General features: G+C 67.5%; 14 protein-coding genes and 1 tRNA gene. 12 read left to right on the forward strand and 3 right to left on the reverse strand.

Going from position 1 to position 14,057, the window contains the following annotated elements; genetic code table 11:
• The first annotated feature begins 11 nt into the window (after positions 1–11).
• The 9 genes from GXN78_RS20075 (at position 12) to GXN78_RS20115 (ending at position 7,082) form a co-directional block, all read left to right on the forward strand.
• The gene (locus GXN78_RS20075; protein WP_106555001.1) at positions 12–1,412 is read left to right on the forward strand and encodes a cytochrome bc complex cytochrome b subunit; all 1,401 of its coding nucleotides are present in this window, start codon (positions 12–14) and stop codon (positions 1,410–1,412) included.
• A 20-nt stretch (positions 1,413–1,432) separates the two neighbouring features.
• The gene (locus tag GXN78_RS20080) at positions 1,433–2,188 is read left to right on the forward strand and encodes a cytochrome c1 (protein ID WP_106555000.1); all 756 of its coding nucleotides are present in this window, start codon (positions 1,433–1,435) and stop codon (positions 2,186–2,188) included.
• A 95-nt stretch (positions 2,189–2,283) separates the two neighbouring features.
• Complete coding sequence (locus GXN78_RS20085) at positions 2,284–2,895, forward strand: glutathione S-transferase N-terminal domain-containing protein (RefSeq protein ID WP_068684852.1); 612 nt, start codon at positions 2,284–2,286, stop codon at positions 2,893–2,895.
• A gap of 27 nt (positions 2,896–2,922) precedes the next feature.
• On the forward strand, positions 2,923–3,495 hold the full coding sequence (locus GXN78_RS20090) for a ClpXP protease specificity-enhancing factor (protein WP_106554999.1): 573 nt from the start codon (positions 2,923–2,925) through the stop codon (positions 3,493–3,495).
• 60 nt (positions 3,496–3,555) lie between these two features.
• Positions 3,556–3,631: transfer RNA gene (locus tag GXN78_RS20095), tRNA-Thr, on the forward strand.
• Positions 3,632–3,694: 63 nt separating this feature from the next.
• Positions 3,695–4,915 (forward strand): helix-turn-helix domain-containing protein, encoded by a 1,221-nt coding sequence (locus GXN78_RS20100; RefSeq protein WP_106554998.1) that lies wholly within the window; start codon positions 3,695–3,697, stop codon positions 4,913–4,915.
• A gap of 46 nt (positions 4,916–4,961) precedes the next feature.
• Positions 4,962–5,657, forward strand: a complete 696-nt coding sequence (locus GXN78_RS20105) for a hypothetical protein (protein WP_106554997.1) — start codon at positions 4,962–4,964, stop codon at positions 5,655–5,657.
• Entirely contained in the window at positions 5,654–6,412 is a 759-nt protein-coding gene (locus GXN78_RS20110; protein WP_106554996.1) for a thioredoxin family protein, read from the forward strand. The genes GXN78_RS20105 and GXN78_RS20110 overlap by 4 nt, the downstream gene beginning before the upstream one ends.
• A 31-nt stretch (positions 6,413–6,443) precedes the next feature.
• Positions 6,444–7,082, forward strand: coding sequence for a hypothetical protein (locus GXN78_RS20115; protein WP_239142776.1), 639 nt, complete (start codon positions 6,444–6,446; stop codon positions 7,080–7,082).
• Here the strand turns inward: GXN78_RS20115 and GXN78_RS20120 are convergent.
• Genes GXN78_RS20120 through GXN78_RS20130 form a run of 3 tightly spaced genes read right to left on the reverse strand, consistent with a single transcriptional unit; the run spans position 6,973 to position 8,977 of the window.
• Complete coding sequence (locus GXN78_RS20120; protein WP_239142777.1) at positions 6,973–7,818, reverse strand: hypothetical protein; 846 nt, start codon at positions 7,816–7,818, stop codon at positions 6,973–6,975. The two genes, GXN78_RS20115 and GXN78_RS20120, sit on opposite strands and share 110 nt — an antisense overlap.
• Positions 7,819–7,826: 8 nt before the next feature.
• The gene (locus tag GXN78_RS20125; protein WP_106554995.1) at positions 7,827–8,660 is read right to left on the reverse strand and encodes an alpha/beta fold hydrolase; all 834 of its coding nucleotides are present in this window, start codon (positions 8,658–8,660) and stop codon (positions 7,827–7,829) included.
• Positions 8,661–8,671: 11 nt separating this feature from the next.
• Positions 8,672–8,977 carry a hypothetical protein gene (locus tag GXN78_RS20130; protein ID WP_106554994.1) on the reverse strand — a complete coding sequence of 102 codons (306 nt, stop codon included), beginning with the start codon at positions 8,975–8,977 and terminating at the stop codon, positions 8,672–8,674.
• 177 nt (positions 8,978–9,154) lie between these two features.
• Between GXN78_RS20130 and secA the strand changes: the two genes are divergently transcribed.
• From secA to GXN78_RS20145, 3 genes are read left to right on the forward strand one after another with little or no spacing between them, the layout of a single operon-like run.
• Entirely contained in the window at positions 9,155–11,938 is a 2,784-nt protein-coding gene (secA, locus tag GXN78_RS20135) for a preprotein translocase subunit SecA (protein WP_106554993.1), read from the forward strand.
• A gap of 22 nt (positions 11,939–11,960) precedes the next feature.
• A complete protein-coding gene (gene argJ / locus GXN78_RS20140; RefSeq protein ID WP_106554992.1) occupies positions 11,961–13,190 on the forward strand; it encodes a bifunctional glutamate N-acetyltransferase/amino-acid acetyltransferase ArgJ in 1,230 nt (409 codons plus the stop codon).
• Positions 13,187–14,056: an ATP-binding protein gene (locus GXN78_RS20145; protein WP_106554991.1), complete on the forward strand. Its 870-nt coding sequence runs from the start codon at positions 13,187–13,189 to the stop codon at positions 14,054–14,056. The genes argJ and GXN78_RS20145 overlap by 4 nt, the downstream gene beginning before the upstream one ends.
• Position 14,057: the final 1 nt, after the last annotated feature.

The raw sequence follows: 14,057 nt of genomic DNA on the forward strand, positions 1-14,057 counted from the left end.
GCAAAAGGAACATGGCTGAATTCAAGGAAATCTCGCCCAACGCCCCCGCCGGCGACAAGCTGCTGAACTGGGTCGACAACCGCTTCCCGCTGACCAAGCTCTGGAACGACCAGTGGGGCCAGTACTACGCGCCGAAGAACTTCAACTTCTGGTACATCTTCGGCTCGCTGGCGATGCTGGTCCTCGTGATCCAGATCGTGACCGGCATCTTCCTCGTGATGCACTACAAGCCCGACGCGACGCTGGCCTTCGCCTCGGTCGAGTACATCATGCGCGACGTGCCCTGGGGCTGGCTGATCCGCTACATGCACTCGACGGGGGCCTCGGCCTTCTTCATCGTGGTGTACCTGCACATGTTCCGCGGCCTGATCTACGGCAGCTACCGCAAGCCGCGCGAGCTGATCTGGATCTTCGGCTGCGCCATCTTCCTGTGCCTGATGGCCGAAGCCTTCATGGGCTATCTGCTGCCCTGGGGCCAGATGAGCTACTGGGGCGCGCAGGTGATCGTCAACCTGTTCTCCGCCATCCCCTTCGTCGGCCCCGACCTGGCGCTCTTGATCCGCGGCGACTACGTGGTGAGCGACGCCACGCTCAACCGCTTCTTCAGCTTCCACGTGATCGCGGTGCCGCTGGTGCTGCTCGGCCTGGTGGTCGCGCACCTGATCGCGCTGCACGAGGTGGGCTCGAACAACCCGGACGGCATCGAGATCAAGGCCAAGCGCGGCCCTGACGGCCATCCGCTGGACGGCATTCCTTCGCATCCCTACTACACGGTGCACGACATCTTCGGCGTGGTGGTGTTCCTCACCATCTTCTCGGCCGTGATCTTCTTCGCGCCCGAGGCCGGCGGCTACTTCCTGGAGTACAACAACTTCATCCCGGCCGATTCGCTGAAGACGCCGAACCACATCGCGCCGGTCTGGTACTTCACGCCCTACTACTCGATGCTGCGCGCCATCACCAGCGAGATGATGTATGCGCTGATCGCCTGCGTGGTCGCGGGTGCTGCCTTCGGCGTCTGGAAGGCGCACCTCGCCGCGGTCTTCAAGGCCGTCATCGTGATCGTCGCCGTCGGCGTCGCCGCCATGATGCTGACGATCGACGCCAAGTTCTGGGGTGTGGTGGTGATGGGAGGCGCGGTCATCATCCTGTTCTTCCTGCCCTGGCTGGACCACAGCCCGGTGCGCTCGATCCGCTACCGCCCGACCTGGCACTGGTACCTGTACGGCCTGTTCGTCATCAACTTCGTGGTCCTCGCCTACCTCGGCGTCCAGCCGCCCTCGCCGACCGGCGAGCGCGTGTCGCAGGTCGGTACGCTCTTCTATTTCGGTTTCTTCCTGCTGATGCCGTGGTGGAGCCGCCTCGGCGAATTCAAGCCGGTGCCCGAGCGCGTGACCTTCCACGCGCACTGAGAGAGCCGGAGCACACAACAATGAAGAAACTGATCCTCACGTTGATCGCAGCGCTCGGCATCGTGGCCGGCACGCATGCCGCCGAGGGCGGCATCGCCTGGGACAAGGCGCCGAACAAGACCAACGACCTGGCCGCCCTGCAAAACGGCGCCAAGCTGTTCGTCAACTACTGCCTCAATTGCCATTCGGCGGCGTTCATGCGCTACAACCGGCTGCAGGACATCGGCATCACCGAGCAGCAGATCAAGGACAACCTGCTGTTCACGACCGACAAGGTCGGCGAGACCATGAAGGCCAACCTCGACCCGGCCCAGGCCAAGGCCTGGTTCGGCGGCGTCCCGCCCGACCTCACGCTGGTCGCGCGCTCGCGCGCCGGCCACGGCGGCACCGGGGCGGATTATCTGTACACCTACCTGCGCACCTTCTACCGCGACGACACCAAGGCGACCGGTTGGAACAACCTGGTGTTCCCGAGCGTCGGCATGCCCCATGCGCTGTGGGAACTGCAGGGCGATCGCCGCCCGGTGTTCGACAAGGTCGAAGCCCACGGTCACGCGACCGAGGTCTTCAAGGGTTGGGAGCAGGTCTCGCCCGGCACCATGACGCCGCTTCAGTTCGATCAGGCCATGGGCGACCTCGTGGCCTACCTGCAGTGGATGGCCGAGCCGGCGCAGAACACCCGCATCCGCGTCGGCGTCTGGGTCCTGCTGTTCCTGGTGTTGGCACTCGTCTTCGTGTGGCGTCTCAACGCCTCGTATTGGAAAGACGTGAAGTAACGGACGGAACGCGGCCGGCCTTTGCCGGCGCGCGTCCTTGCGGAGTGGGTTGCCGAGAGCTACCCACTCTTTTTAGTTTTTAGGAGCCTTAAGCCATGATGGTCTTGTATTCAGGAACGACCTGCCCCTTCTCCCATCGTTGCCGCTTCGTGCTGTTTGAAAAAGGCATGGACTTCGAGATTCGCGACGTCGATCTCTACAACAAGCCCGAGGACATCAGCGTGATGAACCCGTACGGCCAGGTGCCGATCCTGGTCGAGCGCGACCTGATCCTGTACGAGTCGAACATCATCAACGAGTACATCGACGAGCGCTTCCCGCATCCGCAACTGATGCCCGGCGACCCGGTCGACCGCGCCCGCGTGCGCCTGTTCCTGCTCAACTTCGAGAAGGAACTGTTCGTGCACGTGTCCACGCTCGAGAACCGCAGCGCCAAGGGCAACGAGAAGGCGCTGGAAAAGGCCCGCTCGCACATCCGCGACCGCCTGACCCAGCTCGCGCCCGTGTTCCTCAAGAACAAATACATGCTTGGCGACAATTTCTCGATGCTGGATGTCGCCATTGCGCCGCTGCTCTGGCGCCTGGATTACTATGGCATCGACCTGAGCAAGAACGCCGCCCCGCTCCTGAAGTACGCCGAGCGCATCTTCTCGCGCCCCGCCTACATCGAGGCGCTGACGCCTTCCGAAAAGGTCATGCGCAAGTAAACGCCGAATGCTGCTGCTGCTTTTTTCATGATCAATGCGCTGGAGTCCTCTTCGACCCGCCCCTACCTGATCCGGGCGCTTTACGAGTGGTGCACGGACAACGGCTTCACCCCCTACGTGGCGGTGCAGGTCGACGACACCGTGCAGGTGCCGCGCGAGTACGTGAAGAACGGCGAGATCGTGCTGAACATCAGCTTCGATGCGACCAGTTCGCTCAAGCTGGGCAACGACTTCATCGAGTTCAAGGCCCGCTTCGCCGGCACCGCGCGCGAGATCAGCGTGCCGGTGGGCCGCGTGATCGCGATCTATGCGCGCGAGAACGGCCAGGGCATGGCCTTTCCCGCGCCAGCGCCGAGCGCGACGTCGGCCGATGCGGGCAGCACCTCCGGCGGTGCGGCAGCGCCCGCGGCGCGCCTGCCGCTGCGTGATGCCTCCCGCGGCGCGGAAGCCGATCCCGGCAAAGTGGTGCACCTGATCAGCGGCGAAGGCGCGACGGAGGACAGCACGGCAACCACCGCGTCCACGCCGACCGACCCCGAGGATCCGCCCCGCCCGCCGGGCAGCGGCGGCTCGCGTCCTTCGCTCAAGCGCATCAAGTAGCCGCAGGAGCAGGGGAGCGGCGCGTGCAGGGGCGAAGTTAGAATCAACGCCCATTCCCGTGCCGCTTTAGCTCAGTTGGTAGAGCAACCGCCTTGTAAGCGGTAGGTCGTCAGTTCGATTCCGACAAGCGGCACCATCGAACATCTCCCCCATCTCGGCAAGGCGGCGCGCGACATCGGCGCGCTGGTAGCCTGTCGCCATGGATTCCCTCATCGCCGCCTCCGCGCGCGCCCTCGCTGCCGGCGACGCGCTCGGCGCCCTCAAGCGTGTCGCCCTGCGCGAGGACCCCCCGGCGCTGGCCCTGCGCGGCATTGCGATGGCCCAGCTCGGCGAGCATCCGAGAGCGCGCGAGCTCTTGCGGCGCGCCGCCCGCGGCTTCGGCGCCCACGAGGAACTGGCGCGCGCCCGTTGTCTCGTTGCCGAGGCCGAGGTGGCGCTGGCCATGCGCGACCTCGGCGGCTCGCCGCGCTCGCTGGCGGCCGCTGCGGCCACGCTCGAGGCACGCGGCGATCACGCCAACGCGCTGCAGGCACGGCTGATTGCGGCGCGCCGGCTGCTGCTGCTCGGTCGTCTCGACGAAGCCGCGGCTGCGTTGGCAGGCCTCGATGCGCGCGGCCTGCCGCCGTCGCTGGCGGCGGTGGCCGAGTTGAGCACGGCCGAGCTGGCGCTGCGCTCGCTGCGCACCGGCCCGGCCCAGGCGGCGCTCGCCCGCGCGCAGGAAGCGGCCGATCGCGCACGCGTGCCGGCGCTCCAGGCCGAGGTGGCGGAGGCGAGCGCGGTGCTCGATCGTCCTGCCGCGCGGCGCCTCTTCGCCGGCGGCGAGCAGGCGCTGCGCCTCGACGAGGTGGCCGCGCTCCTGGACTCCGGCGCGCTGGTGGTCGACGCCTGCCGGCGCGGCCTGGGTGCCGATGCCGAATGGCGGCTGCTGGCGCGGCGGCCAGTGCTGTTCGCGTTGGCGCGCGCGCTCGCCGAGGCGTGGCCCGGGGATGTGGATCGCGAAGCCTTGATTGCCTGCGCATTCCGCACCCAGTACCCCGACGAGACGCATCGGGCGCGCCTGCGGGTCGAAATCGGCCGCCTGCGCGCACTCGTCGGGACGCTCGCGCACATCGAGTCGACGCAGCGCGGCTTCGTCCTCAGGCCACGCGACGAGCGCGCCGTCGTCGTGCTCGCGCCGCCCATCGACGGCGAGCAGGCTTCGCTGGTGGCGCTGCTCTCCGATGGCGCGGCCTGGTCGACTTCGGCCCTGGCCTTGGCCCTGGGGGCCAGCCAGCGCACCGTCCAGCGCGCGCTGGTCGAGCTCGAGTCGGAGGGGCGCGTGCGCTCCATCGGCCGGGCCCGGGCCCAGCGCTGGCTGGCCCCGCCGCTCGCCGGATTCACGACGATCTTGTTACTCCCTGCTGCGCTGCCGATTGAATAGAGTTGTCTCCAGGCGCCGATCCCGAGGCGCACCACAAGGAGCAGCGATGAGCAGCAAGACAAGCAAGGGCAGACCCCAGGTCGCGGTGCATGCGGCCGAGATCGTCCGCGAGTACGGTCCCTTTCCCGGAGTCGACCAGGTGGCCGGCGTGACCCATGACGGCCAGCGCGTCTGGGCCGCCACCGGCGCGAGGCTGATCGCCTTCGACCCCGAAAGCGGCGAGCCCACGCGCACGCTGGCCTGCGCCGGCGACGCCGGCACCGCCTTCGACGGCAAGCACCTCTACCAGATCGCCGAGTCGCGCATCGACAAGATCGATCCGGCCACCGGCGAAGTGGTGGCGTCGATCCCGGCGCCGGGCAGCGGGAGCGACTCGGGGCTCACCTGGGCCGAGGGCAGCCTGTGGGTGGGGCAGTACCGCGACCGCAAGATCCACCAGATCGACCCCACGACCGGTGCTGTGATTCGCACCATCGAGTCCAACCGCTTCGTCACAGGCGTGACCTGGGTCGATGGCGAGCTGTGGCATGGAACGTGGGAAGGAGACGAGAGCGACATCCGCCGCATCGACCCGGCCAGCGGCGCTGTGCTCGAGCGGCTGGAGATGCCGCGCGGCGCCGGCGTCAGCGGGCTCGAGTCCGACGGGGCCGATCTCTTCTATGCCGGCGGCGGCGCGAGCGGAAAGGTCCGCGCCGTGCGGCGCCCCAGAAGCGCATCGAACAACGACAGGAGCCCGTCATGAACACAGTGAACCATCCCGTCGTGTCGAAGGCGCAGTGGATTGCGCAGCGCAAGACCCTGCTGGCGCGCGAAAAAGAACTGACGCGCCTGCGCGATCAGATTGCGCGCGAACGCCGCGCGCTGCCGTGGGAGCGTGTCGAGGCGGACTACGTCTTCGAAGCCCCCGAGGGCCGGCGCACGCTGGCCGAGCTGTTCGGAGACCGCCGGCAGCTGCTGGTGCAGCACTTCATGCTCGCGCCGGGGTGGGAGCAGGGTTGTCCGAGCTGCTCGTTCATGGCCGACCACGCCGACGGCATGAACGTGCACCTGGCGTATCGCGACGTCAGCTTCGTGGCCATGTCGCGCGCACCGCTGGCAGAGATCGAGCGCTTTCGCCGGCGCATGGGCTGGCAGTTCAAGTGGGTGTCCTCGCATGGCACCGACTTCAACCACGACTTCGGTGTCAGCTTCACGCCGGAGGAGGTGGCGCGGGGCAAGCTCCACTACAACTACGGCGAGTGGCCGATGGCGTCGGAGGAGTGGCCCGGCATCAGCGTGTTCTACAAGGACGATGCGGGCGAAATCTTCCACACCTACTCGACCTACGGGCGTGGCGTGGAAGTGATGATGGGCACCTACAACATGCTGGACCTCACGCCCAAGGGCCGCGACGAGGGCGACGGACCCTACAAGATGGATTGGGTGCGCCACCACGACCGCTACGAGCCGGAACCGGCGGCGAAGCCGGCCGCCCATTCGTGCTGCGTGCACGATTGACGGGCGCGCGGCCTGAGCCGGAGCACATGTCGTGGCAAGCCTCTGGCCATGGCTGGCGGTCGCAGGAGCCGGCGCCCTCCACGGGCTGAATCCTGCCACCGGCTGGATGTGGGCTGCCGCCTGGGGCGTGCGTTCGCGCGATCGGGCGCAAGCGCTGCGGGCGCTGGTGCCCATCGCGCTCGGGCACGCCGCGTCGGTCGCGCTGGTGGCGGCCGCGGTGGCCTTCGGCCTGTCGATGGATCGCGTGGTGCTGCAAGCGGTGGCGGGCGGGCTTTTGATCGTCGCCGCGCTGCTTCACATGTCGGGCCACACACCCCAGCGGGCGCGCGCGCCGGCGGGACATGCGGGACTGGCGCTCTGGTCCTTCATGATGTCCACCGCGCACGGTGCCGGCTTGATGCTGGTGCCGGCGCTGATCCCGCTCTGCCTGGGCGACGCGTCGGCCGGGGAGGTCGGCGCAGCGGGTTCGCTGGCCCTGGCGTTCGCGGCCGTCGGCGTCCACACCGCGGCGATGCTCGCTGTCACCGGCGTGATCGCCACCGGGATTTGCCGCGGCTTTCTCAGGCGGTCATGGCGGGTGTGCCCGGATCCTGTCGCAAAGGCCGCTTTCCCATTGCCCGAACCGCGTGCAGCACGGGAAGTGCCGCGAGCGCCGCAGTCAGATGCTTGAGGGTGTGACCCGAGATCAGCGCGTGCGTCGCCTCGAAGATTGCGTGGTCCGAAAGCTCGAACAGCTTGGCCAGGCCGTAGAAGAAGATCACCCAACCGGGCTTGAACCCGATGCCGCTGCCCATCGGCTTGGCAAGCGCCAGCGCCAGGAGCAGCACCATGCCGCCGAACTGGACCAACGCCCATGGCAGCACGTTGCCGGTCTCGTGAAAGACGCCCACCGCCAGCAAGCCGCCGGCCAAAGTGAACCAGGCCGCCGGCCAGCCGGCGCGCGTGCTCACCCGGTCGCAGACCGCAACGCCCACGATGCCGGCGAACGCGATGGCCATGCCGGCACGATCCGCGGCCAGCCGCAGGCTGTCGGGATGCAGGTGATAGAAGGCCGACCCGGCGGCGGTGAGGATCAGGCCCGCGAAGAACAGCCAGGCGCAATCGAGTGCGTTGTCGCTCGCCTGCCTTGTCGCCGCGGGCGGCGGCACAGTGTCCTGGGCGGCCTCCCGTGTCCGGTCCAGCCGGTACAGCTGGAGCAGGCCCCAGATGCCGATCGCCGCGAAGGCCAGATTGCTCAGCACGTCCATCGCGTTCGGCAGCCCGTACCAGGCACGGTCGTCGGCAAAGGGCGCGGCAGCCGGTTCAGGGGTGGGCAGATCAGGTCCGACGAAGGCGGCCGCCAGCAGCAAGGCGAGCAGAACCAGCAGTGCCCATTCGCGATGCGAGAGCGACGGACGACGCAGCATGGTGGAACTCAAGCCGCCTTCGGCTCCGGGAGGATGGCCGTCAGGGCGAAGTCGACGAGATGGAGCCAGGTCGCCTCGAGGCCCATGATGTTGTGGTGGTCGGAGCCGGCGATGGTCTGCACGCTGATGGGCGTCGGCCAGGCAGCGATGAGCTTCTGCGAGCGCTCCGGCAGCACGACATCGTCCTGCTCGGCCAGGAGGACCTGGGTTTTCGCCGCGACCTCCTTGCTGTGCGCCAGGGAGTTGAACTGGTGCCGCAGCAACAGGGAAAGCGGAACCAGCGGGAAGCGCCGCTTCGCCACCTCCAGCATCGAGTCGTAGGGCGTGACCAGCTGCAGGCTCGCGATCTCCTGTCGCGCCGCCAACTGGATGGCCACGCCCGTGCCCAGGCTCCGGCCGACGACGTGCAGGCGGGCGTGCGGGAGGGCTCGGCGCAAGTGATTGGCGAACTGGCTCGCGTCCTGCACGGAGGCGAGTTCGGAAGGGTGTCCCTCGGAGTCGGCCACCCCGCGATAGTTGATTGCGGCAAAGCCGAAGCCTTCCGGAAGCCAGTGCAGCGCCTGCGCCGTGGCGCGAACGTCCTCGCCGCGGCCCGCGAAGTAGATGAACAGGTCCTGCAGCGCCTCCTCGCCATGCGGGTGGTAGACGTACCCCCGGACCATCCCGCCCGGCACGGTGTGCGAGTACGTGGAGAAGTCGTCGGACAGGTGGACGACGGGGTGCTTGCGGGCGTTGAACAGGATGTGGCCTTGGCGTGCCGCCAGGAGGGCCCAGTAGGCCGCAATGCTGCCGATGGCAGCTGCCGAAGCCGATAGTGCAATGCGAGAGACTCTGGATGACAAGGTTCTGCTTCTCAATGGCGGGTGTGGACTTTCAGGCGCAGGGTCACGTCAGGCCACCCTCTGGACTTCAATCGCGCCTGCAGCGCAGGCACCAGCTGCCGCAGCTTGGCCGCCGCGGCGCTGCCCCGCACCAGCAGGCACCAGCTGTCCCCTTCCACCGGCCCGGCCTGGACCGCGGCGCGCATCTCGGGCGGGATCAGTTCCTGGATCGCCTGAAGCCGTTCGGAGGCGTCGCGCGCCCGCGCGATCAGGCTCGCCAGCGTGGGCGAATCCTCGGCAGCCTGCTGCAAGGTGACGGGGTGCAAACGACGGTTCATGACTAGGTAGTGGAAATGGCAACGCGGCTAAAATGCCCGGTTTGCCGGCATTCGTGCCGGCGGGGCGCGTGCCATTTGGCGTGTTGATTTTGCGCCAGGCGCGCCCACCTGCTTTCACTATCTTAGGAATTTCGGTCGCGGACCCGCATGCCATGGGGTCGCTGTCGACCCGCTCGCATGGCCACCAACTTCCTGACCCAGATCTTCGGCAGTCGCAACGACCGGCTCCTCAAGCAGTATCGCAAGACGGTCGAGCGCATCAATGCGCTCGAGCCGGACTTCGAAAAGCTCAGCGACGAGGCGCTGCAGGCCAAGACGCAGGAATTCAAGGACCGCGTGACGCGTGGCGAGACGCTGGACGACCTGCTGCCCGAAGCCTTCGCCGTCGTGCGCGAGGGCTCCAAGCGCGTGATGAAGATGCGCCACTTCGACGTGCAGCTGCTCGGCGGCATGGCGCTGCACTACGGCAAGATCTCCGAGATGCGCACCGGCGAAGGCAAGACGCTGACCGCCACGCTCCCCGTGTACCTGAATGCGCTGACCGGCAAGGGCGTGCATGTGGTGACGGTGAACGACTACCTCGCCAACCGCGACGCGCGCTGGATGGGCCGCCTCTACAACTTCCTCGGGCTCACGGTCGGCATCAACCTGCCGCAGATGCCGCGCGAGGAGAAGCAGCAGGCTTACGGCAGCGACATCACCTACGGCACCAACAACGAGTACGGCTTCGACTACCTGCGCGACAACATGGTCTACGAGACGCAGGACCGGGTGCAGCGCGGGCTGAACTACGCCATCGTCGACGAAGTGGACTCGATCCTGATCGACGAGGCGCGCACCCCGCTGATCATCAGCGGCCAGGCCGAGGACCACACCGATCTGTATCTGGCGATCAACAAGGTCGTGCCGCTGCTCACCCGTCAGGAGGGCGAGGCCGACCCGCGCACCGGCGAGGGCGTCACCAAGCCGGGCGACTTCACGGTCGACGAGAAGACGCACCAGGTGTTCCTGACCGAGGACGGCCACGAGAAGGCGGAGCAGGTGCTCTCCGAGTTCAAGCTGCTGCCCGACGGTGCCTCGCTCTACGATCCGGCCAACATCACGCTGATGCATCACCTCAATGCCGCGCTGCGCGCGCGGCATCTCTACCACCGCGACCAGCACTACGTGGTGCAGCAGGGCGAGGTCGTGATCGTCGACGAATTCACCGGCCGGCTGATGACGGGCCGGCGCTGGAGCGACGGCCTGCACCAGGCCGTGGAAGCCAAGGAAGGCGTGGAGATCCAGGCCGAGAACCAGACCCTCGCTTCGATCACCTTCCAGAACTACTTCCGCCTCTACGCCAAGCTCGCCGGCATGACCGGCACGGCCGACACCGAGGCCTACGAGTTCCAGGAGATCTACGGCCTGGAGACCGTGATCATTCCGCCCAACCGTCCGAGCAAGCGCGATGACCAGCTCGACCGCGTCTACAAGACCACGCGCGAGAAGTACGAGGCCGCCATCCAGGACATCCGCGAGTGCTACGAGCGCGGCCAGCCGGTGCTGGTGGGCACCTCCTCGATCGAGAACTCCGAGATCATCGACGGCCTGCTCGTCAAGGCCGACCTGCCGCACCAGGTGCTCAACGCCAAGCAGCACGCGCGCGAAGCCGACATCGTGGCGCAGGCGGGGCGGACCAAGATGATCACCATCGCGACCAACATGGCGGGTCGCGGCACCGACATCGTGCTCGGCGGCAACGTCGAAAAGGTGATCGAAACGGTCGAGGCGAACGAGGAACTCGACCCCTCGGCCAAGGCCGCCGAGATCGCGCGCCTGCGCGCGGAGTGGGACAAGGACCACGAGTTCGTCAAGTCGGTCGGCGGCCTGCGCATCATCGCCACCGAGCGCCACGAGTCGCGGCGCATCGACAACCAGCTGCGCGGCCGCTCGGGCCGCCAGGGCGACCCCGGCTCCTCGCGCTTCTACCTGAGCCTGGACGATCCGCTGATGCGCATCTTCGCGGGCGACCGCGTCAAGGCCATCATGGACCGCCTCAAGATGCCGGACGGCGAGGCGATCGAGGCCGGCATCGTCACCCGCAGCATCGAGAGCGCGCAGCGCAAGGTCGAGGCGCGCAACTTCGACATCCGCAAGCAACTGCTCGAGTACGACGACGTGTCGAACGACCAGCGCAAGGTGATCTACCAGCAGCGCAACGACATCCTCGACGCCGGCGACCTGACGGCGCAGATCGAGGCCCTGCGCGAGGGCTGCTTCACCGACCTGGTCCGCCAGTACGTGCCGGCCGAATCGGTCGAGGAGCAGTGGGACCTGGCCAGCCTCGAGAAGACGCTGTCCGGCGAATGGACTATCGACCTCCCGCTGCAGAAGGAAGTGGAGGCCGCCACTGCCATGACCGACGATGACGTCGTCGAGAAAGTGATCGCTGCGGCCAACGAGGCCTTCAACGCCAAGGTGGCGCTGATCGGCCAGGAGAACTTCACGCAGTTCGAGCGCATGGTGCTGCTGCAGAGCATCGACACGCATTGGCGCGAGCATCTGGCCTCGCTGGACTACCTTCGCCAGGGCATCCACCTGCGCGGCTATGCGCAGAAGCAGCCCAAGCAGGAATACAAGCGCGAGGCCTTCGAGCTCTTCGGCCAGCTGCTCGATTCGGTGAAGAACGAAGTCACACGCCAGCTGATGACGGTGCGCGTTCAGTCCACCGAGCAGCTGGAGCAGGCCGCCGAGGCGATGGAAAGCCGCGGCGAGAACCTGGCCAACATCACCTACAGCGCGCCGACCGAGACCGGCGAGGTCGAAGTCCGCGTCGACGAGGAAAGCCAGCGCCGCCTGGCGGCGATCGCCACCGGCCATGCGACCGGCGCCGCTGCCTTCGCGCGCGTGGGCCGCAACGATCCCTGCCCCTGCGGCAGCGGCAAGAAATTCAAGCATTGCCACGGCAAGCTCACCTGATAGCCGAACGGAAACCCCCGCCATGCCCGTGAATCTTTCCGCTCCCGATCCCGCCGCGCTGCACGCGGTGCCCGGCGTTCGCATCGGCGTGGCCGAAGCGGGCGTGCGCAAGGCCAACCGCAAGGACCTGACGGTGGTGCTGATCGACGAGGGCGCCGCGGTCGGCGGCGTCTTCACGCAGAACCGCTTCTGCGCCGCGCCGGTGCAGGTCTGCCGCGAGCACCTGCAGAAGGACTTCGGCATCCGCGCGATGCTGATCAACACCGGCAACGCGAACGCCGGCACCGGCGAGGACGGGCTGGCACGCACGCGCGCCACCTGCATCGCGCTGGCCCGCAAGCTCAACGTGGCGCCGGAGCAGATCCTGCCCTTCTCGACCGGCGTGATCATGGAGCCGCTGCCCATCGACCGCATCGAGGCCGGCCTGCCGGCCGCGCTGGCCGATGCGCAACCCGCCCACTGGGCGCGTGCGGCCGAGGGCATCATGACCACCGACACCGTGCCCAAGGCTTTCAGCCGGCAGCTGCAGATCGGCGGAGCCACCGTCACCGTCACCGGCATCAGCAAGGGCGCCGGCATGATCCGGCCCAACATGGCGACCATGCTGGGCTTCATGGCGACTGACGCGAAGATCGCGCCGGCCCTGATCCAGCCCTTGGCCAAGGCGCTGGCCGAGGCCTCCTTCAACCGCGTGACCATCGACGGCGACACCTCGACCAACGACTCCTTCGTGGTGATCGCGACGCAGCAGGCCGCGCATGCCACCATCGACTCGCTGGACTCGGCCGAGGGCCGTGCGCTGGTCGAGGCGATGCAGGCGGTCGCGCGCCAGCTGGCCCAAGCCATCGTGCGCGACGGCGAGGGCGCGACCAAGTTCATCACCGTGCGCGTGGAGGGCGGCCGCGACGCTGCCGAATGCCGGCAGGTGGCCTATGCGGTCGCGCATTCGCCGCTGGTCAAGACGGCGTTCTACGCGAGCGACCCGAACCTCGGCCGCATCCTGGCGGCAGTCGGGTATGCCGGGATCTCCGACCTGGATCAGACGGGCATCGATCTCTACCTCGACGACGTGCATGTGGCCGTCAAGGGCGGGCGCAATCCGTCCTACCGCGAGGAAGATGGCCAGCGCGTGATGAAGCAGAGCGAGATCACCGTGCGCATCGCGCTCGGCCGCGGTGAAGCCGCCGACACCGTGTGGACCTGCGACCTGAGCCACGACTATGTGTCCATCAACGCCGACTACAGGTCATGAATGAGAAGTTCGAAAAGTTGATCGAGCGTGCCGAGCAGTTGATCGGCCGCATCGAATCCATCCTTCCCCAGCCGCTGTCCGCCCCCGCCGACTGGAACGCCTCGATTGCCTGGCGCTACCGCCGCCGCAGCTCGGGGCATGGCACGCTGGAGCCGGTGCGCCACTTGGCGCCCATGCCGCTCGATGCGCTGAAGGAAATCGACGTCCAGAAGGAAAAGATCGAGCGCAACACCCGCCAGTTCGTCGAGGGCAAGCCGGCCAACAACGTGCTGCTGACCGGTGCTCGCGGCACCGGCAAGTCTTCCCTGATCCGCGCCTGCCTGCACGCCTATGCACCGCAGGGGCTGCGACTGATCGAGGTCGACAAGGCCGAGCTGACCGACCTGCCCGACATCGTCGAGGTGGTGTCGCAGCGGCCCGAGAAGTTCATCGTCTTCAGCGACGACTTGAGCTTCGACGAGGGCGAGCCGGGCTACAAGGCGCTCAAGTCCATCCTCGACGGCTCGGTGGCCGCGGCCACGCCCAACGTGCTGATCTATGCGACCAGCAACCGGCGCCACCTGCTGCCCGAGTACATGAAGGACAACCTCAGCTACACCCACACCGAGGACGGCGAGGTTCATCCCGGCGAGGTGATCGAGGAGAAGATCTCTCTGTCGGAGCGCTTCGGCCTCTGGGTGAGCTTCTATCCCTTCAGCCAGAACGAGTACCTGGCGATCGTCGCGCAGTGGCTGTCTTCCTTCGGCGCCGATGCCAAGACCATCGAAGGTGCGCGCGCCGAGGCGCTGGTCTGGGCGCTGGAGCGCGGCTCGCGCAGCGGCCGCGTGGCCTACCAGTTCGCGCGCGACTACGCCGGGCGGCACTGAG

The organism is Variovorax sp. WS11, from assembly GCF_010499245.1.
Taxonomy (GTDB): Bacteria; Pseudomonadota; Gammaproteobacteria; order Burkholderiales; family Burkholderiaceae_C; genus Variovorax.

Bases quoted from the DNA above. Each gene is read 5' to 3' on its own strand.
- GXN78_RS20080 (WP_106555000.1), top strand. From the start codon at position 1,433: ATGAAGAAACTGATCCTCACGTTGATCGCAGCGCTCGGCATCGTGGCC.
- GXN78_RS20075 (WP_106555001.1), top strand. From the start codon at position 12: ATGGCTGAATTCAAGGAAATCTCGCCCAACGCCCCCGCCGGCGACAAG.
- GXN78_RS20120 (WP_239142777.1), bottom strand. From the start codon at position 7,818: ATGCTGCGTCGTCCGTCGCTCTCGCATCGCGAATGGGCACTGCTGGTT.
- GXN78_RS20110 (WP_106554996.1), top strand. From the start codon at position 5,654: ATGAACACAGTGAACCATCCCGTCGTGTCGAAGGCGCAGTGGATTGCG.
- GXN78_RS20090 (WP_106554999.1), top strand. From the start codon at position 2,923: ATGATCAATGCGCTGGAGTCCTCTTCGACCCGCCCCTACCTGATCCGG.
- GXN78_RS20145 (WP_106554991.1), top strand. From the start codon at position 13,187: ATGAATGAGAAGTTCGAAAAGTTGATCGAGCGTGCCGAGCAGTTGATC.
- GXN78_RS20130 (WP_106554994.1), bottom strand. From the start codon at position 8,977: ATGAACCGTCGTTTGCACCCCGTCACCTTGCAGCAGGCTGCCGAGGAT.
- GXN78_RS20105 (WP_106554997.1), top strand. From the start codon at position 4,962: ATGAGCAGCAAGACAAGCAAGGGCAGACCCCAGGTCGCGGTGCATGCG.
- argJ (WP_106554992.1), top strand. From the start codon at position 11,961: ATGCCCGTGAATCTTTCCGCTCCCGATCCCGCCGCGCTGCACGCGGTG.
- GXN78_RS20085 (WP_068684852.1), top strand. From the start codon at position 2,284: ATGATGGTCTTGTATTCAGGAACGACCTGCCCCTTCTCCCATCGTTGC.
- GXN78_RS20100 (WP_106554998.1), top strand. From the start codon at position 3,695: ATGGATTCCCTCATCGCCGCCTCCGCGCGCGCCCTCGCTGCCGGCGAC.
- secA (WP_106554993.1), top strand. From the start codon at position 9,155: ATGGCCACCAACTTCCTGACCCAGATCTTCGGCAGTCGCAACGACCGG.